We start from the raw sequence: 25,475 nt of genomic DNA, 5'->3' as shown, positions 1-25,475 counted from the left end.
AACGCAGGTGGCAATTCCATGAGGGCCGTAATACTACTCTCATCATCTCAATGCGGAGAGTAGGAGAGATGTCATGGTCCTTGGGTTGAGCCTGCCTGCCGTCACGCTGGTCCATGTCATCATCAGCCTGATCGCGATCGCCGCCGGCCTGGTCGTGATGTTCGGTCTGCTCGGCTCGAAGCCGATGCGAGGCCTCACCGCGATCTTCCTGCTGTTCACCATCCTCACCAGCGCCACCGGATTCCTATTCCCGTCCAGGGAGCTGCTGCCCTCGCACATCATCGGCATCATCTCGCTGGTGCTGCTCGCGATCGCCTGCGTCGCGCTCTACGGCATGAGGCTCGCCGGCGTCTGGCGTCCGGTCTACATCGTGACCGCGATGATCTCGCTGTATTTCAACGTCTTCGTGCTGGTGATCCAGTCGTTCCTGAAGGTGCCGGCGCTTGCCGCGCTCGCGCCCGCCGTACCGCCGGCGCCGCCATCGGGGCCGGTATTCGCCGTCGTGCAGGGTATCGTGCTGGTGTTTTTCGTGGTGCTGACGATCGGCGCCTGGCGCCGCTTCAGGCCGATGGCGTTTGCCTGATCACACGATTCTCGACGTTCCCAGTTGATGCGGGGCATCGCATTCGGAACGTCGCATAACCATCTGCAGATCGTCGGCGCGTGCCTGTTCGCGCGCACCAATTTCACCGAAAGAGAGTAATCCATGCCCACCATCACCAAAGACGGCGTCGAGATCTTCTACAAGGACTGGGGCGCGGGCCAGCCGATCGTGTTCAGCCATGGCTGGCCGCTCTCTTCGGACGACTGGGACGCGCAGATGCTGTACTTCGTCACGCGCGGCTATCGCGTCATCGCCCATGATCGCCGCGGCCACGGCCGCTCGGCGCAGGTCGCCGACGGCCACGACATGGATCATTATGCCGACGATCTCGCCGCGCTGACCGCGCATCTCGACCTCAAGAATGCCATTCATGTCGGGCATTCCACCGGCGGCGGCGAAGTCGTGCACTACATCGCGCGTCATGGGGAAAGCCGGGTGGCGAAAGCGGCGATCCTCTCGGCGGTACCGCCGCTGATGGTGCAGACGGCGGCCAATCCCGGCGGGCTCCCGAAGAGCGTGTTCGACGATCTCCAGAAGCAGCTCGCCGCCAGTCGCACGCAATTCTATCGCGACCTCCCCGCCGGCCCGTTCTACGGCTACAACCGCCCCGGCGCAAAACCGTCGGAAGCGGTGATCCAGAACTGGTGGCGCCAGGGCATGATGGGCGGTGCGAAAGCGCACTACGACGGCATCGTTGCGTTCTCGCAAACCGATTTCACCGAGGACCTGAAGAAGATCAACGTGCCTGTGCTGGTGATGCACGGCGACGACGATCAGATCGTGCCCTATGCCGACTCGGCGCCGCTCTCGGCCAAGCTGCTCAAGAAGGGCATTCTGAAAACGTACAAGGGATTCCCTCACGGCATGCCGACAACGCACGCCGAAACGATCAACGCGGATCTCCTTGCGTTTTTCAAGGACTGAGGCTCTTGCCCTGGAGGGCAGGGTCGATCGCGCGAAGCGCGAGCGGGGTGAAGCGATCTCTCCAATCGGGCACTGCTCAATGCGGAGAGACCGTCACCCCACCCCGTCTCATATTCCGCAGCGCTCCAGGTGAGACGACAAGATCCCTTCGTCAACCATGAAGGCTTGGTGGTGCGGCTGTTGCCGCAGCCTCGCCGCCGGCTGGGCCCGGTGAACCTTGCCGGCTATCCCGGCGGACGGACCTCATTGCGAACGGCCCTGGCGTCAATAAATCCATTGGGTCGGCCGATTGTCGCAGCCGTTGACAGCCGACGGCGAAAGGTCGGTGCTACGCCGGATTTCCCCCGCGGCTCGTGACCTCGACCGAGCAGATTCGGCCGCGCCATGATCCGCGTTGCCCGGAGGGTATCCGCGCGGGATGCTGGAGATGACGGATATCAATAGCCTCTGACCTGCTAGTTTGTACGGAAATTTCGCGGCCCGCGCGCGTTGAGTCCCGTCCGCTCCAAAGGAGAAGTGTCGGCGATGTCGCCCCAGCTCAAACTGATCGCGCTCGACGCCGACGATCTCGCGGTGATCTCCACCCATGTCCAGGACGCCCGAGTCCAGACGTCCGACATCATCTGGCGGCAGAGCGAGAAGCGGCTTGTAGTCGGCATGAGCCGGCTGGATTGGGAGCAGACATTGGAGGGCGAGGCCGAGCCGCGCCGGCTGGTCGCCGCGCTCCGTTTCGACCGTGTGCTCGCCTGCAAGTCGCGCAACATCGACCTCGCTGTGCCGGAAAAGGTGCTGGACCTGATCGGCATTGAATTTCATCCCCAGGATGGGCGGCACGAGGAGCCTGGCGGCAGTGCCCTGCTTTTGTTCGCCCAGGGCGGCGCCATCCGCCTGGACGTCGAGTGCCTGGAATGCGAGCTGACCGACCTCGGGGCGGACGAGTTGGGAGTGGGAATTGAGGGGGAGGGGTGACGTGGCCGGTATACCAGCCAAACGGGCTCAGCCCTCGCCGGAACGGCATCTCCCGAGGGTTGACGCAGCTTCCCCGCCGCGCCATTGAGCAGGGGACCTGCGCCGATCCGCCCCTCAAGACCAGCCAGAAGCCAAGCGAAACATGCCCGTTCGCCTCGACCGCAGCAGCGCCGATTTTGACCAGCGATTCGCCGCCTTCCTCGCCGCCAAGCGCGAGGCTTCGGCCGACGTCGAGGCCGCCGCGCGCGCGATTGTCGATGATGTGGCCAGGCGCGGCGACGCCGCCCTGCTCGAGGCCACGGCAAAATTCGACCGCTTGAGGCTCGATGCATCCTCCTTGCGCGTCTCCGCCGCTGAGATCGAGGCCGCCGTGAAGGCCTGCGACGCCGCGACGCTGGACGCGCTGAAACTCGCGCGGGACCGCATCGAGACCTATCACCGCCGTCAGCTCCCGAAGGACGAGCGCTTCACCGACCCGCTCGGCGTCGAGCTCGGCTGGCGCTACACCGCGATCGAATCGGCCGGCCTCTACGTGCCCGGCGGCACCGCGGCCTATCCGTCCTCGGTGCTGATGAACGCCGTGCCGGCGAAGGTCGCCGGCGTTGCACGTCTCGTGATGGTGGTGCCCTCGCCGGACGGCAAGCTCAATCCGCTGGTGCTGGCGGCCGCGCATCTCGGTGGCGTCACCGAGATCTACCGTGTCGGCGGTGCACAGGCCGTCGCCGCGCTCGCGCACGGCACCGCGACGATCGCACCGGTCGCAAAGATCGTCGGGCCCGGCAACGCCTATGTCGCCGCCGCAAAGCGGCTGGTGTTCGGCAAAGTCGGCATCGACATGATCGCCGGCCCTTCGGAGGTGCTCGTCATCGCCGATGACACCGGCAACGCCGACTGGATCGCCGCCGACTTGCTGGCGCAGGCCGAGCACGACGCGAGCGCGCAATCGATCCTGATCACGGATTCGGCGCGCCTTGCCGCCGATGTCGAAAAGGCGGTCGAGGCGCAGCTGAAGACGCTGCCGCGCGCCGCGATCGCAAGCAGTTCCTGGGCCGATTTCGGCGCCGTCATCATGGTGAAGAACCTCGAGGATGCGATCCCGCTCGCGGATGCCATCGCTGCCGAACATCTCGAGATCATGACGGCGGATCCGGACGCGCTCGCCTCAGAGATCCGCAACGCCGGCGCGGTGTTCCTCGGGCCGCATACGCCTGAAGCGGTCGGCGACTATGTCGGCGGCTCGAACCACGTGCTGCCGACGGCGCGATCGGCGAGATTTTCCTCGGGGCTCTCGGTGCATGACTTCATGAAGCGCACCTCGATTCTGAAATGCGGACCCGATCAATTGCGTGCGCTGGGTCCAGCCGCGATGACGCTCGGCAAGGCGGAGGGGCTGGATGCCCATTCGCGCTCGATTGGATTGCGCCTCAATCTGTCATGACAAAGCCGCCCGAACAGGACGACTCGACCAATCGCATCGTCGCCGTCACGCTCGACGAGGACTCGATCGGCCGTTCCGGGCCGGACATCGAGCATGAGCGGGCGATCGCGATCTATGATCTGATCGAGCAGAACCTGTTCGCGCCCGATGGCGCCGAAGGGAAGGGTCCGTTCACGCTGCATATCGGCATCACCGGCAACCGGCTGATGTTCGATATCCGCCGCGAGGACGGCACGCCCGTGGTCGCGCATCTGCTGTCGCTGACGCCGTTCCGGCGCATCGTGAAGGACTATTTCATGATCTGCGACAGCTACTACCAGGCGATCCGCACCGCGACCCCGGACAAGATCGAGGCCATCGACATGGGCCGCCGCGGCATCCATGACGAGGGATCGCGCACGCTGCAGGAGCGGCTGAAGGGCAAGGTGCGGGTCGATTTCGAGACTTCGCGCCGGCTATTCACGCTCATCACCGTCCTGCATTGGAAGGGGTGAGCGCGCATGATCCCGAAAAGTGGGAACCGGTTTTCGGATCGGATCATGCGCCAAAACGAAAGAGCGTAAGCGATGGCGGGTCCGCCACGCGCACGCGATCCGCAATCGGTGCTGTTCGCCTGTGCGATGAACAGCGTGCGCTCGCCGATGGCCGAGAGCCTGCTGCAGCACATGTTTCCGCAAGGCCTCTACGTGAAGTCGGCTGGCGCCAGGAAGGGCGAGCTCGATCCATTCGCAGTGGCCGTGATGGCCGAGCTTGGCCAGGACATTTCGGCTCACAAGCCGCAGACCTTCGAGGAGCTGGAGGATTGGGAAGGGCTGAATTTCGACCTCATCATCACACTCTCGCCCGAGGCGCATCACAAGGCGCTGGATCTGACGCGGACACTCGCGGCCGAGGTCGAGTACTGGCCGACGCAGGATCCCACCACCATCGAAGGCAGCCGCGACCAGAAGCTCGCGGCCTATCGCGAGCTCTGCGACCAGCTCCTGATGCGCATCCGACGGCGCTTTGCCAAGGCGGGCGCGGCGAGCGGGTAGCAAGCGGCGTCCGTAACACCCGCGTCACAGAGCGTAGGCACATGCGTGCTGGGCCAGCCTCGAATCACCAAACCACTGGTTCCCGGGTTGTGAAACCGGCCCCCTTCCGATAGGTTCCGCGCGCAATTCACCCCGCTTCATCCCCCCAAATCACCTGATGCTAGGCCGCCCCAAATTCGTACTTGCCTCCGGTTCGCCGCGTCGGCTGTCGCTGCTCAACCAGGCGGGCATCGAGCCGGACGCGCTCCGGCCAGCCGATGTCGACGAGACGCCGAGGCGGGGTGAGCTGCCGCGCGCCTGCGCCAATCGGCTCGCGAGGGCAAAGGCCGATGCAGCACTCAAATCGGTGCAGCTCGACGACGAGCTGCGTGGCGCCTTCATCCTCGCCGCCGACACCGTGGTGGCGGTCGGCCGCCGCATCCTGCCCAAGGCCAATCTGGTCGACGAGGCCGCGCAATGCCTGCGCTTGCTGTCGGGCCGCAACCATCGCGTCTACACCGCGATCTGCCTCGTCACGCCGCGCGAAGCCTTCCGGCAGCGCCTGGTCGAGACCCGCGTGCGCTTCAAGCGACTCTCGGAGGATGACATCCAGGCCTATATCGGCTCCGGCGAATGGCGCGGCAAAGCCGGCGGCTATGCCGTGCAAGGCATCGCCGGCTCCTTCGTGGTCAAGATGGTGGGGTCCTACACCAACGTCGTCGGCCTGCCGCTCTACGAGACCGCGACGCTGCTCGGTGGCGAAGGTTTTCCGATCCGTTTCGGCTGGCTCAACGCCACCGCAGTGTGAGTCGGCGGCCAAGCCGGCGCAGCCCGCTTCGGGCCCCTGCGGAATGCGGGGGTTGCCGTCGAAGGAACCCGTTTGCCGGCCGGCGCTTAAACCCCTTCACCTCAGGTAAACTGCCGACGTCATGGACGACGAAGTCAAAAAACCCGCAAGCCCGCTCAAGACCTGCCCGATCTGCGGCAAGCCGCAGTCACAGGCCACCCGCCCGTTCTGCTCCTCGCGCTGCCGCGACGTCGATCTGAACCGCTGGCTGAAGGGTTCCTATGTCATCCCTGGCCGCGACGACGATCCGGATGACGTCGAATAAATAAACGATATCAATTCTTTGCGTGAATGTCCGGTCCGCCGCCGGCCAATCGCGGCAAGCCCGTCCTTCCTTGTGCACAGCCGGGCCGTGCCCGGGGAAGCCTCTTGGCGAAGCCGGGTGGACAGGCCGCCCCGAGCCCACTATAAACCGCCCGCTCGATGGGCTTTGGCCCCTCTCTTGGAGCACGCCCAGGTAGCTCAGTTGGTAGAGCATGCGACTGAAAATCGCAGTGTCGGTGGTTCGATTCCGCCCCTGGGCACCATCCCGCCTCAGCGTTCGGGTTTGACGAGGGCCGCTTCCGCTCCGATTGCATCGGAACGGGGCTCCAGATTCTTGTTTTGACGCGTTTTACGCGAAGCCGGTGTCCACTTCGTTGGGAAACGCTCCAGCCGGTTACTGCCGCTTGCCCCGAGCGGAAATGGCCGCAGAGTGCGGCGAACCGAGCTATAGTGCAGTCAATGCACCGCTCGAGAGAACTCCGCGGCCGCGGGGGGGCTGCGACCGATCCGATGAAGGTCCGGATCGAGCCGATGTTGCCTCAATGGTGCGCCGATACGCCCTTGACGCACTGGGTCAACAAATCTGCCGTGGCGGATTGCCCGACATCACCCAGGCTGATCATGCCGACCATCCGCTTGCTCTTGTTGATCACAGGCAACCTGCGGATCTTCAGTGTCTGCATGTGATGCACGGCTTTCGCCAGATCGTCGTCCTCCCGGCAGCAATGGATGCCTTCAGTCATCACGTCCCGTGCTGTCATGCGCGCGGCGTTGAAGTCCCTGCGCGCAAGCCCTTTGCAGACGATGTCGCGGTCGGTCACCATCCCGATCAAATGGTCGTCTTCGCCGATCGGAATGCAGCCGATGTCGTGGCCTTGCATCAACTTCGCGATCTCGGTGATCGGGGTGTCGGGGCTGACCCAATCGACGCCCTTGTGCATTGCCTCTTTGACTTTCATGGAGGACCTCCGTTGCGAACGCAGCCCCCGCGACTTGACTATACAACGAACCGGGCGCGACCGCACGCGTCGCCGCGACGGGCGTGCCGGGAATCATCCCCACTGTCATGCCGCGTCAGTCGTGCATACTGAAGCGTCCATGCGGTGCGTTGGCCGTCAGGCGCGCGAACTGCGCATGGGTGAGCTGAAGCAGCGTCTCGTGATCGCCGGCCTCGATATAGACCTGAGGCTGGTCGCGGATGCTGTCGTCGACGACGAGATCGAGCCCGTAGCACCGGCCGACCGCCGGAACGGCTCCGTGCGCGCAGTCCGCGAACAGCCGGTTGATCTCGGTCTCGTTGGCCATCACAAGATCTTCGCCGAGCCTCTCCTTCAAGTCCGGCAGGTTGAGATGGTGCGATGCTGGCAAGACCGCGAGCATATAGCCCCCGTCATGCCGCAGCACGACGGCCTTGGCGAGGTGATCGCCCGAGATGTGGCAAGCCTGCGCCGTGCGCGCGGATGACATGGTGAAGGCGTGAGGGATCTCGGCATACTCGATGTTCTCGGCAGCCAGATATCGGTGCAATGTGTGGGCAATGGTCATGGCGTAGCCTTTCGGATGGGTGTGCGAGCCATCCACCGTGAGGCTGCCCCCGCCGCACGATGGGCGGCCGCGTGATTGCCGGGCTTCAGCATAGGCCTTGCCCCCGAATGCCGCAATCAGAGCGTTTTCCCGGCAAAATGGCCCGTTTCCTGGATGAATTGTATTTATGTCTCAAATGGATAGGAGTTCGCAGCTTTGGTTTGAAGGGAGTGGCGCTGTGCGTATCGGGCGGGCGAGCGCCGAAGGGGCGCCACGTCCCTGACGTCGAACATCTCCGGCTGCGCCTGAGCCACTAACGCCGTTCGCTATACGCGCCCGGCTGCCGCTGATATGATGCCGGGACGGTAAACGGCAGCTCGCCACCATACTTTTCTGCGATGCCGGCTTTCTGATCGGACTCGATCCCGCTCGCGCCCTTTTTGCGTTGCCTCGACAAGAACGCTGAACAAATTCGTCAAGGGCTGCTGTGTCCCCGCTCACATTGGGAGATGTGCCATGGCTGCATCGGACTGGCGTCTCGAAGGCGAATGGATGAAGAATTGCAATTGCGCGTTTGGCTGCCCTTGCGATTTCAACACTCTACCGACCCACGGCTATTGCAAAGGCATGGTCGGCATGCGGATCACGAGGGGGCATTTTGAGGGCGTCAAGCTCGACGGCATTTGTTTTGCCGTCGTGGTGGATTTCCCCGGCGCACTGCATCAAGGCAACGGCACGATGCAGCCCATCGTCGACCAGCGTGCCACGCCGGAGCAGCGACAGGCCCTGTTCAACATTCTGTCGGGCAAGCATTCGGCCGAGGGCACGCTGTTCCACATCTTCAGCCTGATCGTGACGACCATTCGCGACCCGGTTTTCGCGCCGTTCGAATTTTCCTTCGACAAGAATGGCCGTATCGCAAAACTCGTCGCCGGCGATGTGCTCGAGACCGAGGTGGAGCCGATCAAGAATCCCGTGACCGGCGCTCCCCATCGCGTTCAGGTGGTCATGCCCGAGGGCTTCGAGCACCGGGCTGCCGAGGTCGCGTCCGCCAATATCCGCTCGACCGGCGCGATCTCGTTCGAGACCCGGGGTACGCACAGCTCGCTCGCCAATGTCGTGCAGACGCCCGAGGGCGTTGCGGCGTGATGCGGCGCTGACACCGAGACGACATCCCGGTGTCAGCTCCTCATCGCCATCCTGGACAACTCGATGCAGGGGCGCCCGATGTTGGAACAGCTGCTCCACCGCGACCGGCTGATCGTCGCGATCGGGACCGCCGCAGTGGTGGCGCTCGCCTGGGCCTACCTCGCTGCAGGCGCCGGCATGGACACCGAGATGATGGCCGACATGCCGGACATGGCGCCGATGCCATGGGCGCCGGACTATGCAGTGCTGCTGTTCGTGATGTGGTGGGTGATGATGGTCGCGATGATGGCGCCGAGCGCGGCGCCCACCGTGCTCTTGTATGCGAGCGTCAAGCGCAAGCAGGAGACTGCATCCCGCGCCGCAATCGATGCCTGGATCTTTCTCGCGGGCTATCTCGCGACATGGGCGGGATTCAGCGTCTTCGCGGTGCTGACGCAATGGGCGCTCGAGCGCTTCGGGTTGCTGTCGATGGCGATGGCAAGCACCAGCGCCATCCTCGGCGGCCTCATTGTGGTTGCCGCTGGGCTCTACCAGTTCACGCCGCTCAAGCATGCCTGCTTGCGCTACTGCGACAGCCCACTGCTATTTCTCAGCCGACACTGGCAACCTGGAACGCGCGGGGCATTCCGCATGGGACTTCGCCATGGCAGCTACTGCGTCGGCTGCTGCTGGTCATTGATGGTCCTGTTGTTCGTCGGTGGCGTGATGAATCCTGTCTGGATCATCGCCATCGCGCTCTATGTCGCCGGTGAGAAGCTGCTGCCGTTTGGCCGAAGACTGAGCCATGCGGCAGGCGGGGCCCTCATCCTGTCCGGTGCGATCATGCTTGCACGCGCGATGTGAGAAGCCCCCGCGCGGGTGTGGTAGGACACCATCACTGTCAATACCTGGACACCGCCATGCTGCTCAAAGCCGCCATGCCCCCGTGGTCATACGGACCTCGCAAGCCAAAAGCTAAGCTTTGTTCCAACCGAAACTTAAGGCTGTCCTGACTAGATTCGGGCCATGGACAGGCCCGCGTCCCGCTTTCGGCCGTGGCCGTCTCTGTGCAATCGAGGCGGAGAGAGGCGATGCTGTTTTCGGCGATCAGCACTGTTCGGCCGCTGTGGCTGGCGCGAGCGGGCATGATCATGCGCCCGAGATCACTCCGCAGGGCGGCGCTGACGGTTCTGCGCAATGCGCCACTGCAGATCGCATTGTTCTTCCTGCCCCTGGTCTGGATCGGCTACTTCGCGATCACGTCATCGGAGCGGGCGGACGCGGTCGAGCAGGCGCGGTCGCACGGCGATAGCGTCGCCGAATTGTTCGAGGAAAACACCGAACGTATTTTCGAACAGGTCGATCAGTCGTTGCTGGTGGTGCGCGCACTTTACGCCCAGGACCCGCTGACCTTCAGCCTGAAGTTCTGGTCCGACAAGACCCGCATTGCGAGTGGCGACGTGGTTCAGTTCTCGCTGATCGGACCGGACGGCTACTTGCTCGATACCACGGCGGGCTATTCCGGCCCGCCGCTCTATCTCGGCGATCGCGAGCACTTCATCGAGGCCATGGCGCAAGCCGATGATAGCCTCTACGTGGCGAAGCCGGTGGTGGGGCGGGTGTCGCGCCAGTGGACCATCCAGCTCGCGAGAAAGGTGTTCGACCTTGCCCGGAATCCGGCCGGCGTAGTCGTCGGCTCGATCAGCGTGGACCTCATCGGCAAGTTCTACGAAACGGCAAAGCTGGGAGCCGGAGGAACGCTGGTGCTCAGGAATGCGAACCATGTCGTGCTCGCCGCGCGCGGCGTGGACCAGGGCTCCGTGCTGGGACAACGCGCGCCGAACCGCGTCGAGGGTGAGCTGGGAGACGGCTTCTATGCACAATATTGGAACGAGAACCGGCCGAACCGCAGTGACCGGCTGATCACCGCGCGCAGGTCGCTCGCGTTTCCGCTCATCCTCACGGTCGGCATTTCGGAGCAGGAGATCTATTCCCGCGCCGCCTTCAGACAGAAGGTCTATCTCGGCGGCACGTTGCTGCTCACGTTCATCATCGTGGCCGCCGCGGCATTCCATTGGCGGCGGCAACAGGCGCTGGATCGTGCCCACCGTGAGCTGCGCGATTTTGCCGGCAAGTTCGAGGATGCGCTCCGAAACCTTCCGCAGGGCTTGAGCATGTTCGACGGCCGTGACCGCCTGATCGCGTTCAACCGGCAATGGCTCGAACTCTATGGGCTGGTGCCTGAGGAGATCCGGATCGGCATGGATTTCCGGGATGTATTCGCGAAACAGACCGCCGTGCTCGACGTCGGGGCTTATCTCGTCGATCTGAAGAATCGGCTCGCTCAATCGGAGCACACGTCCAACACCGTCCAGTTTCCGGATGGACGGGTCGTCTACATCTCCTACGGCCGGCGCGAGAGCGGTGGCTGGGTCGCCACCCACGAGGACATCACCGAGCGCAAGGCGTCCGAGGACCGGATCGAGAAGCTCGCGCACTACGACAGCCTGACCGGCCTTGCCAATCGCAATCTGTTCAAGGAGCGTATTGACGAGGCGCTGGCCGGCTCGCGCCCGCTGGAGCCTACGTTTGCAGTACTCCTGCTGGATCTCGACAAGTTCAAGTCCGTCAATGATGCGCTCGGCCATCAATGCGGCGACGCGCTCCTGAAGCAGGTCGCCGTCCGGATCAAGGCGCAGATCCGTGACATCGACATGGCGGCCCGGATCGGCGGCGACGAGTTTGCCGTGATCGTGGCGCCGGGCCGGGCCGCGATGCGCGGCGGCGCTGCAAGTCTGGCGGCGCGGCTGGTCCAGGCCATTGCCGAGCCCTATCATATCGATGGCCATCCGGTCGTGATCGGCTGTAGCATTGGCCTTGCACTCGTGCCCGAGCACGGCACGCGGGTCGACGAGATCCTTCGCAACGCCGATCTTGCGCTCTACAGGTCGAAGAATGCCGGCCGAAGCTGCTTCCACGTCTATTCAGCGGAGCTCAAGGCCGAAGCGGAGCAGCGCAACGTGCTCGAGATCGAGCTGCGCGAAGCGATCTGGCGTGAGGAGATCGAGGTGTTTTATCAGCCCGTGATCGAGCTGGGCACCGGTCGGGTAAAATCGGTCGAGGCCCTGGCGCGCTGGCATCACCGCAGCAGGGGCTACATTCCTCCGGCAGAGTTCATCGCCGTTGCGGAGGCGGGGGGACTGATCGTCGAGCTCGGCAATCAGGTGCTCGCCAGAGCCTGTCGCGATGCGACCAGCATGCCGGCCGACGTCAAGGTCGCCGTCAACCTCTCTGCCCTGCAATTTGCCGGCACCAATCTCGTCGACGCCGTGACGTTTGCGTTGGTGGAGAGTGGCCTTCCGCAAACCCGGCTCGAGCTCGAGATCACCGAGAGCGTATTTCTCGCCGACACAGAGGAGAACCTCAAGACGCTTCAGCGCCTCAAGGCGCTTGGCGTCTCCATTGCCCTCGATGATTTCGGTGTCGGTTACTCGTCATTGTCCTACCTGACGGCGTTTCCGTTCGACAAGGTCAAGATCGACAAGTCATTCATCGACCGGATCGATCGAAGCGAGACCGTCGCCGTGCTGAAGTCCATCGTGCAGCTCGCGAAGACGTTGAAGCTGTCGATCGTCGCCGAGGGGGTCGAGTCCTCTGAACAGGTCAGAAGGCTCCAATCACTCGGCATCCCGCTCGGCCAGGGATTTCACTTCAGCAAGCCCGTGCCGCTCGCCGGCCTCTCCTGGCAAGACCGCACGGGGCGCCGCAAAGGTCGGGCGGCGTGAGCCGAATGCCTTCGGCGTTTGTCATCATGGCGCCACTGCAGCCCTTGCATCCAAGAGCAGAAGCTGAGCAGGTGATCTTCCTTCGTATAAATTGCCTCGGATTATGAATGCCTTAGACGATAAGGCTTGGTCGGCCCACTGACACGTTCGGCCCCCGACGAGAGCCGAAGCAGCGCCGCGCGGAGCTAATTCCCAAGCCAGATCGCGGCCCGACATTTCCTGGCACTGTGCTTGCTCAAGCAGGGCCCAAGCCAGGCCTCGGCGAAGAGGCCGTTTCAGGTTGAGGCAAGCGATGCAGGAAGTGTCCCGTTCTGGTGCTGCTGATGAACTCCGGCTCGACGCGTTGATCGCGGATTTGTGGTGGCGCGTTCGACTGATCAACACCGATATTCTCGAGGAAGAAGCTCGCGCCGGGGTGTTCGACGTGCACCAGCCGACTTACCCGCTTCTTGCGCTCAACCTTCGCGCCCGACGCGATAATCTGGTCGCGACGATCGGCATGCTCGAGCAGCGTGCGAGATCAACGTCGGAGGCGGCTTGAGAGTGGCTTGCGGCTTACACCGGCAACGTCAGCAACGGCGGCAGCCTGCAGGCTGTCGCTTCGAGGACGGGGCCGAATGCAACGAGCATCATCGCATGGCTCGAATGCCTGTCGGCGGCATGAGTTGAATTCACGCCGCGCCTGCCTGTGATATTGGTGGCCCCGACAACCCCGCGAGGCCTCTATGCTCCCCATTCCCGCCGATATCTTCACCGAGCCCGAGGACGTCTCGCCCGACGGACTTGCCAATCTCGGCCCGCTCCGCCGTCTTGCCGGCACCTGGCAGGCCGACAAGGGCATCGACATCAATCCGAAGGCGGAAGGGCCCGAGCGGCGGACGTTCATCGAGCGCATCCGAATGGATCCGATCGATCCGCAGGCCAACGGGCCGCAGCTGTTGTACGGGCTGCGCTATCACATCCACATCAACACACCCGAGGAAGACATCACGTTCCACGACCAGGTCGGCTACTGGCTGTGGGAGCCGGCGACCGGTCTGGTCATGCAGACGCTGGCGATCCCGCGCGGACAGGTGCTGCTGGCCTCGGGCAAGGCCGGGCCCGATGACAGGACAATCTCGGTCACGGCCAAGCGCGGCGACACCGCTTACGGGATCTGCTCGACCGATTTTCTGGAACAGGCCTTCCGCACCGATGCTTACCGCTGCGACATCACCTTCAACGACGATGGCAGCTGGACCTATCTGATCCAGACCGAGTTGTTCGTGCGCGGCGCGCCGTTCAATCATCGCGACACCAACACGCTCCAGCTCGTCGCGCCGCCAAAGCTCAATCCGCTGGCGTTGATCGTGAACGCGCGCGCCAAGGAGAATGCAGGCGGCGATGGATCGGCGGCCTGAGCGCTACTCGGAGGATTGCATGAAGCCGTATGTCATCTGTCTGATGCACTCGAGCCTCGACGGCCGCACACATCCCAGCCGCTGGCGTCCGAAGGGCGCAGGCACGGATTGGTTCGAAAAAATCCACGACGAGCTCGGCGGCGATGCCTGGGTGATCGGCCGCGTCACCGGGTCGGAGTTCGCCAAGGGCAAGCCTTATCCCGCGACGAACGCGAAATTTCCACGCGAGAACTGGTTTGCGCAGCGCGATGCGAAAATCTATGGGGTCGTGCTCGATGCCCAAGGCAAGATCGGCTGGGGGCGTGCGGACATCGGCGGCGATCCGATCGTCGTCGTGCTGACCGAGAACGTTCCGGATTCGCATCTCGCTGGCCTCCGCGGCGAGGGCGTGTCCTACATCTTTGCCGGTAAATCCGAGATCGACCTGGCCCTGACGCTGGACATTCTCAGCCATGAACTCGGCGTGAAGCGTCTGCTGGTCGAGGGCGGCGGCGTCGCCAACGGCGCGTTCCTGCGCGCCGGCCTCATCGACGAATTCAATCTGGTCCTCAGCCCCGCGATCGACGGCGCGAAAGGCGCCCCCTTCGTGTTCGATTCGACCGAGGCGGACAGCGAGCGGCGCGCGCCGATCACGGCGATGACGCTGGAGAGCACGCGCGAGCTCGGCGGCGGCGTCCTGCTGCTGCGATATCTGATCGAGAACGATCCTCAAGCCGCGAGCCGGTAAGGCGCGGCCATGTCCGATACATCCGAGCACATCGTGATCGTCGGCGCGGGCGCGGCCGGCCTGATGGCGGCGCGCGAGCTGGCGCGTGCCGGCCGCAAGGTGACGATCCTGGAAGCGCGCCAGCGCTGTGGCGGTCGCATTCATCCGCTACCGGTCTCCGAGTTCGGCTATCCCGCCGATGGCGGCGCCGAGTTCGTTCATGGCGAGGCGCCGGTCACGCGCGCACTCCTGCGCGAGGCCGCGCTGTCGCTTCAGGAGATCGAAGGCGAACAGTGGAGCTTTGACGGGACGAAGCTTTCGCGCGAGGATCGCCTCGATCCTCACGAAGCGGAGCTTCAGGCCGTGCTAGGGGACTTGAAGGACGACCTCACGGTCGCCGACTTCCTGCGCCGGCATTTTTCCGGGGACGAGTACGCGTCGATGCGCCATTCGATCGAACGGATGGTCGAGGGGTATGACGCGGCCGATCCTGAGCGCGCGTCAACGCTAGCGCTGCGCGCGGAATGGATGGATGGCGGACACGCTCCCCAGGCGCGCATCGATGGTGGATACGGCGCGATGATCGACGTGCTGGCCGCCGACTGCCGCAGGCACGGCGTGACTATCCGTCTCGGTTGCGTCGTATCGGCCATTGCGGAGGAGGGCGGCGCGGTAGCCGTTCGATGCGCCGGCGGCGATGTGCATGCCTGCGATCGCGTGATCCTCACCGTGCCGCTGCCGCTGCTGCGCGAGATCGCGCTGACGGCGGGGGCGCGCGCGAAGCTTGCTGCTGCCGACGACATCGGCTTTGGCAATGTCATCAAGATCGTACTGCGCTTCGCACGGCCATGGTGGCGCGAGCGCAAGGAAGACCTTGCGGACATGACCTTCCTGCTGTCGGACCAGGCGATCCCGGTGTGGTGGACGCAATATCCGAGCCAGCATGCCGTGCTTACGGGCTGGTTCGGCGGTCCGCGCACGATGGAGCTGGAAAGCCTCGATCCGCAAGGCCTGATCGAGGCCGGGCTTGGCTCGCTCGCCGCCGTCTTCAGCCTGCCGCGCGATGACATCGCGCGCCAGCTGGTGGCCGGAGCTGCGGCCAACTGGGCGCATGATCGCTTCGCGCGCGGCGCCTATTCGTGGGCGACGCCGCGGACGCGCGAGGCACAAGCGATCCTCTCGCGTGCAGGCGGGCGGGTGCTGTTTTCCGGCGAAGCACTCTATCGCGGCCGCGACATGGGCACGGTCGAGGCGGCGCTCGCGAGTGGCCTGGAGACGGCGGGGATGATCTTGCAGGGATAGCAAAAGAGGCCCGCATCTCTGCGGGCCGCTTGCGTCTTACCAGCGTCCGCCGCCGAAGCTGAACGTCACGCCGGGACCGCCGCCGTAGTACCCATAGGGGCCGCCGCCGTAATAGCCGTGGCGCGGGTAATAGCCGTAGCTTCTGTAATAGGGCCGGTAATAGCCGTGATGAGGACGCCAATGATGGTGGTGACCATGCCAGCGATGGTGCCTGCGCTGTGCGCTGATGTCGGTGGACTGGCTTTCCTGCGCGGTCTGCCTGGCGCTCGTGCCACCGGCTGCGTTCGCCGCCGATCCGCCAGTAAGCGCCGCAGCGCCGACGGCCATCGCGACAATGAGATATTTCATGTCATCACTCCAGTTGAATGTCGTGTGACAACAGATGAGCATCCAGCGTGTTCCCGCCAGTGCGGGCGTCGAAACGACGCAGATGTGAGGTCCGATCAACACGCGTTAACGTCTGTGAATGTTCGAATGCCGCGCGTTCTATCTTCGCATGACGATGCGTCGGCTGCGGACTTGTGCCCCGAACGCAGCGCAGCGTCTCCTAGATGATGCGATGCTGAGCCGGGGCCCATGTTCCTGGTGTGTCGGCTGCGTGGGTCCCGGCTCTGCGCAGCAGCGCAAGGAACGCTGCAGCGCGTCCGCGACACGGGAGTGAGCACGCAAATTTTCGCGCACACTCTCACGGATGCGGATCGGGAAAGCCGTGGCGCTCGGAGAGCGCGGCGACGTCCTTGTCGGCGATGAAGGCGCGGCCCTGGTGGCTGCCGGTCTGGTGCGGCGACGTCGCCCCAGTCGCGAGCACGAGCAGGGGCAGCGATTGGTTCTCCTCGCCGACCAGCGCAATCACGGCTTGCCGAGGCCGTGGCCAGGGGATTCGTTCGACATCGAGCTTTTCGGCGAGCTGTGGAAACGAGGCCAGCACGCTCTCGATCAGCGCGCAGTGCCAGCAATAGAAGCTTTGGCCGGGAAAAGCCGGATCCTCGAAACCGGGCTGCAGCAGAAACAGGCGGTCGCGCGTCATGGGTCGTTCCGAAGCTTGGCCGCGATGTCACCGGGGAATCACTGACGTCGTGAAAGGACGCCATGGCGAGGCCAATCAGTCAATCGGCTCAACTCAAGTGATCTACAGGCAGCCTGCCCTTGATCAAGCGCAACTTTGACCGCGCGCCGCGCGATGCAATGTCGCCGCGACATTCGAACGGGACGTCGAGGCAGGTCATGAAGGCGTATTTCATCGGCGGTGGCATTGGATCGCTCGCGGGCGCGGCGTTCCTCGTTCGCGATGCGCAGCTGTCGGGGCACGACATCGCGATCTAGGAGGCGCAGCCGCTGGTCGGCGGCAGCTTCGAATGGCACGCAGCTCGCGAACGGCGCCTACTCGCTCCGCGGCGGGCGCATGCTCACCACCGACCATTACGAATGCACCTGGGATCTGCTCTCGAGCATTCCCTCGCTCGAACATCCCGGCCTCAGCGCGAGGAGATGGTCGCGTTCAACGTGGAGAACCCTGCGCACTCCAGGGCACGTCTGGTCGCTCGCCGTGATCTGAGCTACTTGAACGGGTCCTGGATCGACGGTGCCGACTGGCGAATGCGGCGCACGCTGACCGGCGTGCCGTCGGAGACGAATAGGAGCTCGTAGGTCCGGCCATCGCTGTCGGTCGCCGAGCAGGTGACGTCGTGCACCTTCCTGGCGGCGAAATTGCCGGTCTGGCGGCAGATGCCGGTGGAGGTCTGCTCGGCCGGCACCGGCAGGCCGTCGACCCTCGGGCGGTCCTTGGAGTTGAGCAGCATGCGGTCGATCGGCAGTTCGTAAGAATTGTCGTCGGCGCGCTTGCCGTTCTCGCCCGAGAACGACACGACGTGGCTGTCGTCGCTGGGATCGTCGACCGCGACCGCGAAATTGACCCGGCCCTTGTCGCCGTGGGCATAGGCCACTGTCTTGCACGGGAAGGTGCGGCCTGCGACCCTCAACGTCTTGCAGTGGCCGGACATCAGCGCCAGCAGATCGATGAAGGCGTTCGGCTGCAACTGCGGATTGTCGAGCGGAATGGGTTTGGAAGTCTCGGCAAAACAAGGACTTGCCAGAGCCACGGTCAAAGCGGCGAGGACCGGTCGGCAGAGGCGCATCGTCGGGCTCGTGTGCCAGAGGGCCGTGGCGGCGGAAAGGTTCCGCACCATAACGATCGTATCGCAAATTGGTTGCGATCTCGTTTGTTCTGCAAGTCCCGTCTGGAATACCACCGTGTCACCCCGACAGCGATTCGTCCAAATCGCCCAATCCGTCCCAAGAGGCACCTGCCATCAGAGCGGTGTTTTTTTCGTGGCGGAGCTAGCCTATCGCCGCCTGCCAGCGCTTATCGCGCAGGGACGGCCGGCGGTGCAGACGGGCGTCCAGCACGGCACGGGCGCGGGGCAGCTCACCGCTGCGCATGAGCGCGACGATAAAGGTATCCTCGATCAGCTCGCGTTGGGCATGGCTGCCGCCGATGCGCACGACCTCGCCGAGGAGCGGCGCGAGCATCTGCACGCAAGTCCCGTAATCCTCATCGACGAAAGCCGCGAGCGCCCGGAAGATCGCCGGCACCACGGGGCCGGCCGGCAGCTTACCGTCAGCGAGCCGCTGCTCGATCACCGCAAGGCGCGCGGCCAGCGCCTCGCGGTTCTGCGTGGCGGCCGCGAACAGCGCCATGTGGACGTCGGCAAAGGACAGGCTCGACTTCGGAAACAGCTTTTGCGCCGCGGCGTCGGCCTCGCGCCACAGCGCCTGCGGCACGGTATGACCGTAAGCCGACAGGCGCCAGAGCAGGGAGGCGCTGTCGGTGATGACGTTGAGTGGCGGCGCCCGCGTCGCGGCGGGCTGAAGCACGTCGGCATAGATCGCAAGCGCCCGTGCGGCGTCGCCATGTTCGAGCGCGCCGAGCGCCTGATGCCAGCGGATATGGCCGTGCAGGATTCCGGCGCGGTCGTAAGTCGGAATCCAGTCGTCGACGAGACGATCGGCCGCGTCGATCGATCCATCCTCGAACATCGCGTGCAGGACCGCATGTGCAGCGTGGGCGTTGGCCCGGCGCAGATTGAAGCCGCGCTCGGTGACGGCGCGGCCGCGCGCGACGTCGCCATTCTCCGTCATCGCCCAACCGGACATGGTGAGGAACCACCAGTCCTCGCCGTAATGCTGCGCGACGCGCTCGCAGAGCTCGTGCCGGGCCCGATCGTGGTCGGCCATGCCGGAGAAGGCGAACAGGCCGAACGCGCCGAGCGGCAGCGACAGCACCACGGCGCCATGCGTCGACGTGCTTCAGCGTCGATGCGATCGCCTCCGGCAGCCGGCCCTCGATCGCGAGCGCCAGCGTCTCGACATGCGAGCGCTCGCGCTCGGCGCCGCGCTTGGCGACGAGCTCGCGCGCGAGCGCCGCCTTCTGCCGCGCGAGATCGCCCTGCTGGTAGAAAGCATGCACGCGGCCGCGGGCGATATGGGCCAGCGCGAAGTCCGGGTCCGCCGTGATCGCGCACTCCAGCGTCTCCGCCGTGCCGGTCCACCCCGAAAGCATGAGATCGACGCCCTCGCGATAGGCGCTTGCTGCCTCATGCGAGGTGGTGGAGAGCGGAAAGCCGTAGCGGTCTTCAAGCGCCATCGTGGTCTCCCGTTCTCACGCCGTCCGCGCGCGGCGGCCCTCGATCGGATAGGCCGGGTCGTTATAGCCGGGCGTCGACGGATGGCCTGGCGTCACCAGCCGGTCGATCAGCGCCTCATCCTCCGCGGTGAAACGATAATCGAGTGCGCTGATGTAGCCGTCCCATTGCTCCTCGGTGCGGGGACCTGCGATCACCGACGAGACGAAGGCGGAGTTGAGCACCCAGGCGACTGCGAACTGGCCGGCGGTGATGCCCTTCGTCTCCGCGTGCGTCTTGATCTCCTGCGCGAGGTGAAGCGATTCCGGCCGCCATTCCGTTTGCATCATGCGGGTGTCGTTGCGGCCCGCGCGCGTCTCCTTGTCGGGAGCTGCATCGGGCCTGTACTTGCCGGTGAGCACGCCGCGCGCCAAGGGACTATAGGGCACGATACCGAGGCCGTAATAGGAACAGGCCGGGAAGTGCTCGACCTCGGGCATGCGGTTCATGGCGTTATAGTAAGGCTGGCTCACCGCAGGCCGGTCGATGCCGAGCCGATCGCAGATGTTGCAGATCTCGGCAACGCGCCAGGCACGGTAGTTCGAGACGCCGAAATAGCGCACCTTGCCGGCGCGGATCAGGTCGCCCATCGCGCGGACCGTCTCCTCCAGCGGCGTCGCATGATCTTCCTTGTGCAGATAGTAGATGTCGATGTGATCGGTGCCGAGCCGCTTCAAGCTCTCGTCAGCCGCCTGCAGCACCCAGCGCCGCGACAGCCCGCCGCGATTGGGATCATCGCCCAATTCGTTGTTCATGGGATTGGCGAGCTTCGTCGCGAGTATCCAGGCATGGCGTTTGCTCGCGATGGCATGGCCGACGACTTCCTCGGATGCACCTTTCGAATAGGCGTCGGCGGTGTCGATGAAATTGATCCCGGCGGCGTGCGCCTTGTCGATGATGCGTTGTGACGTGGCTTCATCGGTCGGTCCGCCGAACATCATGGTGCCGAGACAAATCGGCGAAACTTTCAGGCCGCTGCGGCCGAGCTGGCGGTATTGCATGGGCGGGTCCTTGATATTGGTGGAGGGCAGCATAGCCAGCTACAGTCGCCATTGCGAGCGCAGCGAGGCAATCCAGAAATGTGTCCGCGGAGGGATTCTGGATTGCCTCGCCGCGCTCGCAATGACGAGGTTGGGGACGACGACGAGTGTGTGGTTGCGGCGGTGGCAACCTGACCGAACAGCTACCCCGGCCCCTTCAAGATCTTGAACACGCCATTCGCCATCACGATGCAGCGGTTATCCACCGTCACTTCGGTGCTCATGAAGATCAGGCTGCGGGTCGAGCGGACCACGCGCGGGCGAGAGATCAGGATGTCGCCGATCTGGCCGGCTTCCACGAAGTGCGTGTCGAGCTGCACCGTCGCCATGTACTCCTTGCCGGAGACATAGCGGGCGGTCATGCCGCAGGTGCGGTCGGCGAAGGTCATCATCACGCCACCCTGGACCATGCCGCGGCGGTTGTGGTGCTTGTCTTCGGTGGCGAGTGCGAACTCGTAATGACCGTCGACCCTGCGCTCCCACAACGGGCCGATCAGGTGCAGGAAGCCCGTGGTCTCCAGGATGCTCCAGCCGTCGGATTTCAGCCTTGCGGCGGCCTTGTTGGTCATGTCGTCGTCCGTTCCTTGGCCTTGCGAGCTCATTTCATCGGGGGCGGACGTGGTGTAGTCAAGCATCATGAGATCGTTCGACGATGCCACACGACGGAATATCGCGGATGCCTGCGCAGCCTTCACGCGCCTGCGGGGACGCGCCGGCGACGCTGAAGCGCGCCGCGGTGGCGGTTGCGCTGACCGCGGGCGAGGGCGACGACACTGCGCTGCTGCTCACGCTGCGGGCATCGCATCTGCGCGCCCATCGCGGTCAATGGGCGCTGCCCGGCGGCCGCTGCGATCCAGGCGAGACCCCGGTCGAAGCGGCGTTGCGCGAACTCGACGAGGAGCTTGGTCTTCGGCTCACGGATGCGGACGTGCTCGGTGCGCTGGACGATTACCCGACGCGTTCCGGCTATCTGATCACGCCGGTCGTGGTCTGGGCGGCCGATAGCGCCGCGATCAGACCGAACCCAGACGAGGTCGCGTCGGTTCATCGCATCGCGCTCGCCACGATCGAACGCGAGGACGCTTTCGATTTCGTCGCGATTCCCGAAAGCAGCCGCCGCGTGATCCGCTTCCATCACCAGATGAGCCTGATCCATGCCCCGACGGCAGCGCTGATCTACCAGTTCCGCGAGGTGCTGGCGGGCCGGCACACCCGCGTCATCGACCTGGAACAGCCGATATTTGCCTGGAAGTGACGATGGTAAACGGCGCGTTAACGTGACGGTTACCGGATGCCTGCTAAGAGGGCAGCATGCATCACATATCGATTCGACGCGTCCTGACGCTGGTTCCATTCGCGTTCGTGCTGCTCGCACCGGCCGCGCGCGGTGGCGAGGCCGACACGCTGCCGCCGGCCGTTCGCAATGCCAACGCCCAGCTGCTGTCGCAGTTTTTCGCGCAAGGTGGGGCCTCGCCGGCGGTGCTCGAATATCGCCGCAAGCTCGCCGAATATCAGGCCGCGCGCGCCGCCTTCGATGCCGAGGCCGGCGCCTATTGGAGCCAGATCTCGGAGAAGCGGAAGACCCGCAATGCCAAGCGGCGCAGCGGACAGCAGATCACGCTCGACGATTACGTGCTGGAGCATCCGCCGATCTATACCGGGCCGAAGCGTCCGGTGAACCCGGAGCCGGAGGAGGCGCCTGAACGCCCGCCCCGGAAGCCCATTCCGGTGGTCGCCGATTTGCTGCGCGCGGCGCAGGAGCTCTACCAGTTCACGCCGCAACGCCCGTCCAGCGAGCTCGAGTTCAAGCGCGCCTATGCGCGCTACGCGCTCGCCTCGGGGCTGACGCGCGAGCAGGCGGTGCGGGTCTATTCGTTCGAGACCGGCGGCACCGGCGGTTACGACGTGCAGGCGGGCATCGAGCATGGCGGCAAGCGCGCGATCTCGACGGCAATGGGCTACAACCAGCTGCTGACCACCAACAGCGTCGAGCTGCTTGCTGAGCAGGGGCATGAATTCATTCGTGCGCTCTCGGAGAAGGTGGCGCGAACGTCAGGACCTGCGCGCCAGGCGCTCGAGCACAAGCTCGCCGTGCTCAAGAAGATGGTGGCGCATGCGAAGTCGGTGCCCGACACCTGGTCGGAGCACGAGAAGATCGGCAACACTGCGCAGGGCTGGGCCATGCATGCGATGGTGCTCGACATCGACATCGGACCGATGCTGCAGACCCACAAGCTGCTGACCTCGGTGCTGTTCGCCCGCGCCAAGGGCTACAGCCGTCCGCTCACCGCGGCCGAGCTCGAGATGATGAACCTCACCGGCGACGGCACCGGCCTCGACATGGTGACGATGCCGCAGGCGATGCGCGAGCAGGTGCCGACCTCGAACTTCTTCCAGCGCGGCGGCTATGAGCGCAACCCCGTCGCGATCCGCCACAACACGGTGGCGAAGCTGCTCGCGGTGACGGATGAGCGGATGGACTCGAACAGTAGCAAAGCCGGCGCAAGGGAGCTGGCGGGCGCGTTTTAGCTCTCCGTCCTACCCCATCTCGCCGTCATGCTCCGGCTTGACCGGGTCATCCAGTACGCCGCGGCCTCTCGCTTCAAGCACAACGGCCTCTGGAATACCGGATCACCCGCTTTCGCGGGTGATGACGCCGAGAGTGTGGCGGCTGTGTCGCCCCGCCGCCTCAAGCCCTACTGATCCGGCCCGAACTTGAACTTGCCGTCACCCTCCAGATACGGTCCGGTGCGCATGTAGAGCTGGCCGTTGTGGCCGATGAAGAACAGCGTGCCCTTGGGCACTTTCTTGGCGCCCTTCAGCAGCTCGCCGGCGTTGCTGGTGCCCATCTTGTAGGAATAGGTCTTGCCGTCCTTGTCGTAGGCGTAGCCTATATCGGGCTTGAGCTCCCAAGGCGTCGCTCCCGTTTGCGCCAATGCGGGCCCTGCGAATGCGCCGAGCGCGGCTACGATTGCAAATGTCTTGATTGAAAATGCCGTCATCCCATCCTCCACGGTCGGGACATTCCAGGCTTGAACAAACCACGAACGATGTGTCCGGGTCAATTTGCGAAAGCGCCACAGCGCATCACGTCTTGCCCAGCAGCTTGTGATTTTCCCTTCGTCCCCTCGCGACTATGTTCCGCTTTCCGTCTAGAACGCAACTCGACAAAATTGTTGGTGGGGATGATTCGGATGCGCCATGTGATCAAGCTTTGCTGGGCTGCTTTAGTGTCCCTGACGGCGCTGGCGCCGGCAGCCCGGGCCGATGATTACCAGCTCAGCCACAACCAGCGAATTTCGTGCAGCCGCGGCCTTGCGCCGGGCAAGCTGAACACGGCGACCTGCAAGTCCTACACCTATCTCTTCAACACCAAGACCTCGGAATATTTCCGCTGCCAGGTCTCCCTGGCGCTGACCCGCGACAACAAGGAGGTCATCAACGTCCAGGCCGACGGCGGCTGCACCAAGAAGCCGCGCATCTTCGAGACCGACGGCCACTACGACTTCGATGCCACCGAGACCGAGCCGCCGAACACCAACTCGTTCTTCGGCCCCGGCGGCTATTCGGTCTGGGCCGTCGACGTCACCGCACAGAAGGTGCGCGGCTGCATCATCATCTCCTCCGGTCTCGGCTCCGACATCTCCAAGTGCCTGGATATGACGTTCCAGTAGCACTTGCCAGCTGGGCGAGGCGCGCTCCACCGCCTGACTGCGCCACCTCGCCGCACCCGCTGGTTCCCGAAAATCGAACCAAAGCGGCCACTTGCCGCAGTCCTGTTTTGTCTTTTGGATGGGTTGACCCGCACCCCTCATCCGGCCAATTTCGCCGCCGGTTTGGGGAGTACAACAACCATGAAACGAACGATTTTCGGCATGGCCGCGGCTCTTGCTCTGGCGGCATCGGCACCTTGCGCGCAGGCGCAATCCTTCATCAACGTGCTGACCGGCGGCACTTCGGGCGTCTACTATCCGCTGGGGGTCGCGATCGGAAAGATCTACGGCGACAAGATTCCGAACGTGAAGACGCAGGTGCAGGCCACCAAGGCGTCGGTCGAGAACCTGATCCTGCTGCAGCAGGGCCGCGGCGAGCTGGCGTTCACGCTCGGCGACTCGCTGAAAGCGGCCTGGGACGGCGAGGAAGAGGCGGGCTTCAAGACCAAGCTCGACAAGCTGCGCGTGATCGGCGCGATCTATCCGAACTACATCCAGATCGTCGCGACTGCCGACAGCGGCATCAAGACGCTCGCCGACCTCAAGGGTAAGAGCCTGTCGGTCGGCGCGCCGAAGTCGGGCACCGAGCTGAACTCGCGCGCGATCCTCGCTGCCGCCGGCATGAGCTACAAGGATCTCGGCAAGGTCGAATATCTGCCGTTCGCCGAATCCGTCGACCTCATGAAGAACCGGCAGCTCAACGCCACACTGCAATCGGCCGGGCTCGGCGTCGCCTCGCTGAAGGACCTGTCGACCTCGAGCCCGATCACGGTGGTCTCGGTGCCGAAGGAGACCGTCGACAAGATCGGCCCGCCCTTCGTCTCGGCGATCATTCCGGCCAACACCTATACCGGCCAGGACAAGGACGTCCCGACCGCGGCCGTAATCAATTATCTCGTTACGAGCTCCACCGTATCGGACGATCTCGCCTATCAGATGACCAAGCTGGTCTATGAGTCGCTGCCGGAGCTCGCCAACGCGCACGCCGCCGGCAAGGAGATCAAGCTCGAGACCGCCGCCACCGGTAGCCCGGTTCCGCTGCACCCCGGCGCGATCCGCTATTACAAGGAAAAAGGGCTGATCAAGTAACTCTCGTCAGTCATTCCGGGGCGATGCGCAGCATCGCCCCGAATCTCGA

At 64.4% G+C, this 25,475-nt stretch carries 28 protein-coding genes, 1 tRNA gene and 2 pseudogenes; 22 read left to right on the top strand and 9 right to left on the bottom strand.

The window, feature by feature from the left end:
- Nucleotides 1–73 precede the first annotated feature (73 nt).
- The 9 genes from P6U27_RS34990 to P6U27_RS34950 all read left to right on the top strand — a co-directional run bounded on the left by P6U27_RS34990 (nucleotide 74) and on the right by P6U27_RS34950 (nucleotide 6,322).
- Entirely contained in the window at nucleotides 74–583 is a 510-nt protein-coding gene (locus P6U27_RS34990; protein ID WP_122405933.1) for a hypothetical protein, read from the top strand.
- Nucleotides 584–706: 123 nt separating this feature from the next.
- Nucleotides 707–1,528, top strand: coding sequence for an alpha/beta fold hydrolase (locus P6U27_RS34985; protein ID WP_209295494.1), 822 nt, complete (start codon nucleotides 707–709; stop codon nucleotides 1,526–1,528).
- A gap of 525 nt (nucleotides 1,529–2,053) precedes the next feature.
- Nucleotides 2,054–2,497, top strand: coding sequence for a DUF2948 family protein (locus P6U27_RS34980; RefSeq protein ID WP_162500484.1), 444 nt, complete (start codon nucleotides 2,054–2,056; stop codon nucleotides 2,495–2,497).
- A gap of 142 nt (nucleotides 2,498–2,639) precedes the next feature.
- Entirely contained in the window at nucleotides 2,640–3,935 is a 1,296-nt protein-coding gene (gene hisD, locus P6U27_RS34975; protein WP_209295495.1) for a histidinol dehydrogenase, read from the top strand.
- On the top strand, nucleotides 3,932–4,429 hold the full coding sequence (locus P6U27_RS34970; protein WP_122405930.1) for a UPF0262 family protein: 498 nt from the start codon (nucleotides 3,932–3,934) through the stop codon (nucleotides 4,427–4,429). Before hisD ends, P6U27_RS34970 begins: the two co-directional genes overlap by 4 nt.
- Nucleotides 4,430–4,501: 72 nt before the next feature.
- Nucleotides 4,502–4,969: an arsenate reductase ArsC gene (locus tag P6U27_RS34965; RefSeq protein ID WP_122405929.1), complete on the top strand. Its 468-nt coding sequence runs from the start codon at nucleotides 4,502–4,504 to the stop codon at nucleotides 4,967–4,969.
- Nucleotides 4,970–5,126: 157 nt separating this feature from the next.
- A complete protein-coding gene (locus tag P6U27_RS34960; RefSeq protein ID WP_122405928.1) occupies nucleotides 5,127–5,756 on the top strand; it encodes a Maf-like protein in 630 nt (209 codons plus the stop codon).
- 121 nt (nucleotides 5,757–5,877) lie between these two features.
- Complete coding sequence (gene yacG, locus P6U27_RS34955; RefSeq protein WP_122405927.1) at nucleotides 5,878–6,060, top strand: DNA gyrase inhibitor YacG; 183 nt, start codon at nucleotides 5,878–5,880, stop codon at nucleotides 6,058–6,060.
- A 186-nt stretch (nucleotides 6,061–6,246) separates the two neighbouring features.
- Nucleotides 6,247–6,322, top strand: a tRNA-Phe gene (locus P6U27_RS34950).
- A 276-nt stretch (nucleotides 6,323–6,598) separates the two neighbouring features.
- Here P6U27_RS34950 and P6U27_RS34945 read toward each other — a convergent pair.
- Both P6U27_RS34945 and P6U27_RS34940 read right to left on the bottom strand, forming a co-directional pair.
- Complete coding sequence (locus P6U27_RS34945) at nucleotides 6,599–7,018, bottom strand: CBS domain-containing protein (RefSeq protein ID WP_122405926.1); 420 nt, start codon at nucleotides 7,016–7,018, stop codon at nucleotides 6,599–6,601.
- A gap of 115 nt (nucleotides 7,019–7,133) precedes the next feature.
- Nucleotides 7,134–7,604: an aminoacyl-tRNA deacylase gene (locus tag P6U27_RS34940; protein WP_174221614.1), complete on the bottom strand. Its 471-nt coding sequence runs from the start codon at nucleotides 7,602–7,604 to the stop codon at nucleotides 7,134–7,136.
- A 495-nt stretch (nucleotides 7,605–8,099) separates the two neighbouring features.
- On the opposite strand from P6U27_RS34940, the gene P6U27_RS34935 reads away from it, so the two are divergent.
- From P6U27_RS34935 to P6U27_RS34905, 7 genes are all read left to right on the top strand, one after another.
- Nucleotides 8,100–8,732: a DUF1326 domain-containing protein gene (locus P6U27_RS34935; RefSeq protein WP_407193445.1), complete on the top strand. Its 633-nt coding sequence runs from the start codon at nucleotides 8,100–8,102 to the stop codon at nucleotides 8,730–8,732.
- Nucleotides 8,733–8,810: 78 nt separating this feature from the next.
- Entirely contained in the window at nucleotides 8,811–9,575 is a 765-nt protein-coding gene (locus P6U27_RS34930; protein WP_407193444.1) for a DUF2182 domain-containing protein, read from the top strand.
- Nucleotides 9,576–9,802: 227 nt separating this feature from the next.
- A complete protein-coding gene (locus P6U27_RS34925) occupies nucleotides 9,803–12,496 on the top strand; it encodes an EAL domain-containing protein (RefSeq protein ID WP_129142795.1) in 2,694 nt (897 codons plus the stop codon).
- 292 nt (nucleotides 12,497–12,788) lie between these two features.
- Entirely contained in the window at nucleotides 12,789–13,037 is a 249-nt protein-coding gene (locus tag P6U27_RS34920) for a hypothetical protein (RefSeq protein WP_122405922.1), read from the top strand.
- 184 nt (nucleotides 13,038–13,221) lie between these two features.
- The gene (locus tag P6U27_RS34915) at nucleotides 13,222–13,896 is read left to right on the top strand and encodes an FABP family protein (protein WP_122405921.1); all 675 of its coding nucleotides are present in this window, start codon (nucleotides 13,222–13,224) and stop codon (nucleotides 13,894–13,896) included.
- 19 nt (nucleotides 13,897–13,915) lie between these two features.
- Nucleotides 13,916–14,623: a RibD family protein gene (locus P6U27_RS34910; RefSeq protein ID WP_209295498.1), complete on the top strand. Its 708-nt coding sequence runs from the start codon at nucleotides 13,916–13,918 to the stop codon at nucleotides 14,621–14,623.
- A gap of 9 nt (nucleotides 14,624–14,632) precedes the next feature.
- A complete protein-coding gene (locus P6U27_RS34905; protein WP_407193443.1) occupies nucleotides 14,633–15,904 on the top strand; it encodes a flavin monoamine oxidase family protein in 1,272 nt (423 codons plus the stop codon).
- Nucleotides 15,905–15,940: 36 nt separating this feature from the next.
- Here the strand turns inward: P6U27_RS34905 and P6U27_RS34900 are convergent, their stop codons facing one another.
- Together P6U27_RS34900 and P6U27_RS34895 are read right to left on the bottom strand one after the other, a co-directional pair.
- Complete coding sequence (locus P6U27_RS34900) at nucleotides 15,941–16,252, bottom strand: hypothetical protein (RefSeq protein WP_164936791.1); 312 nt, start codon at nucleotides 16,250–16,252, stop codon at nucleotides 15,941–15,943.
- A gap of 337 nt (nucleotides 16,253–16,589) precedes the next feature.
- Nucleotides 16,590–16,931 carry a DUF3088 domain-containing protein gene (locus tag P6U27_RS34895; protein WP_407193442.1) on the bottom strand — a complete coding sequence of 114 codons (342 nt, stop codon included), beginning with the start codon at nucleotides 16,929–16,931 and terminating at the stop codon, nucleotides 16,590–16,592.
- Nucleotides 16,932–17,128: 197 nt separating this feature from the next.
- Here P6U27_RS34895 and P6U27_RS34890 point away from each other — a divergent pair, with 197 nt between their 5' ends.
- Nucleotides 17,129–17,227 (top strand): oleate hydratase, encoded by a 99-nt coding sequence (locus P6U27_RS34890; protein WP_407193441.1) that lies wholly within the window; start codon nucleotides 17,129–17,131, stop codon nucleotides 17,225–17,227.
- Nucleotides 17,193–17,459, top strand: coding sequence for an oleate hydratase (locus P6U27_RS34885; RefSeq protein ID WP_407193440.1), 267 nt, complete (start codon nucleotides 17,193–17,195; stop codon nucleotides 17,457–17,459). Before P6U27_RS34890 ends, P6U27_RS34885 begins: the two co-directional genes overlap by 35 nt.
- 1 nt (nucleotide 17,460) lies before the next feature.
- Here the strand turns inward: P6U27_RS34885 and P6U27_RS34880 are convergent, their stop codons facing one another.
- The 4 genes and pseudogenes from P6U27_RS34880 to P6U27_RS34865 all read right to left on the bottom strand — a co-directional run bounded on the left by P6U27_RS34880 (nucleotide 17,461) and on the right by P6U27_RS34865 (nucleotide 21,193).
- A complete protein-coding gene (locus P6U27_RS34880) occupies nucleotides 17,461–18,039 on the bottom strand; it encodes a hypothetical protein (RefSeq protein ID WP_407193439.1) in 579 nt (192 codons plus the stop codon).
- Between the two features lie 202 nt (nucleotides 18,040–18,241).
- Nucleotides 18,242–19,547 (bottom strand): annotated as a pseudogene (locus tag P6U27_RS34875) (tetratricopeptide repeat protein).
- Between the two features lie 15 nt (nucleotides 19,548–19,562).
- On the bottom strand, nucleotides 19,563–20,585 hold the full coding sequence (locus tag P6U27_RS34870) for an aldo/keto reductase (RefSeq protein WP_129142791.1): 1,023 nt from the start codon (nucleotides 20,583–20,585) through the stop codon (nucleotides 19,563–19,565).
- 182 nt (nucleotides 20,586–20,767) lie between these two features.
- Nucleotides 20,768–21,193, bottom strand: a complete 426-nt coding sequence (locus P6U27_RS34865) for a PaaI family thioesterase (RefSeq protein ID WP_122406958.1) — start codon at nucleotides 21,191–21,193, stop codon at nucleotides 20,768–20,770.
- A gap of 67 nt (nucleotides 21,194–21,260) precedes the next feature.
- Between P6U27_RS34865 and P6U27_RS34860 the strand changes: the two are divergent.
- A pseudogene (locus P6U27_RS34860) lies at nucleotides 21,261–21,879 on the top strand (NUDIX hydrolase).
- Nucleotides 21,880–21,935: 56 nt separating this feature from the next.
- Nucleotides 21,936–23,153, top strand: coding sequence for a hypothetical protein (locus P6U27_RS34855; protein ID WP_407193438.1), 1,218 nt, complete (start codon nucleotides 21,936–21,938; stop codon nucleotides 23,151–23,153).
- Between the two features lie 167 nt (nucleotides 23,154–23,320).
- Here P6U27_RS34855 and P6U27_RS34850 read toward each other — a convergent pair whose 3' ends face one another.
- Nucleotides 23,321–23,626 carry a hypothetical protein gene (locus P6U27_RS34850; protein ID WP_129142788.1) on the bottom strand — a complete coding sequence of 102 codons (306 nt, stop codon included), beginning with the start codon at nucleotides 23,624–23,626 and terminating at the stop codon, nucleotides 23,321–23,323.
- A 192-nt stretch (nucleotides 23,627–23,818) separates the two neighbouring features.
- Between P6U27_RS34850 and P6U27_RS34845 the strand changes: the two genes are divergently transcribed.
- Both P6U27_RS34845 and P6U27_RS34840 read left to right on the top strand, forming a co-directional pair.
- Complete coding sequence (locus P6U27_RS34845) at nucleotides 23,819–24,298, top strand: hypothetical protein (protein WP_162500481.1); 480 nt, start codon at nucleotides 23,819–23,821, stop codon at nucleotides 24,296–24,298.
- Between the two features lie 180 nt (nucleotides 24,299–24,478).
- Nucleotides 24,479–25,426 (top strand): TAXI family TRAP transporter solute-binding subunit, encoded by a 948-nt coding sequence (locus P6U27_RS34840; protein ID WP_407193437.1) that lies wholly within the window; start codon nucleotides 24,479–24,481, stop codon nucleotides 25,424–25,426.
- Nucleotides 25,427–25,475: the final 49 nt, after the last annotated feature.

Origin of the sequence: Bradyrhizobium sp. STM 3566, from assembly GCF_045571445.1 — a bacterium.
Lineage (GTDB): Bacteria > Pseudomonadota > Alphaproteobacteria > Rhizobiales > Xanthobacteraceae > Bradyrhizobium > Bradyrhizobium vignae.
Note: the sequence above shows the minus strand (reverse complement) of the source record. Positions and strands in the feature narration are given on the sequence as shown.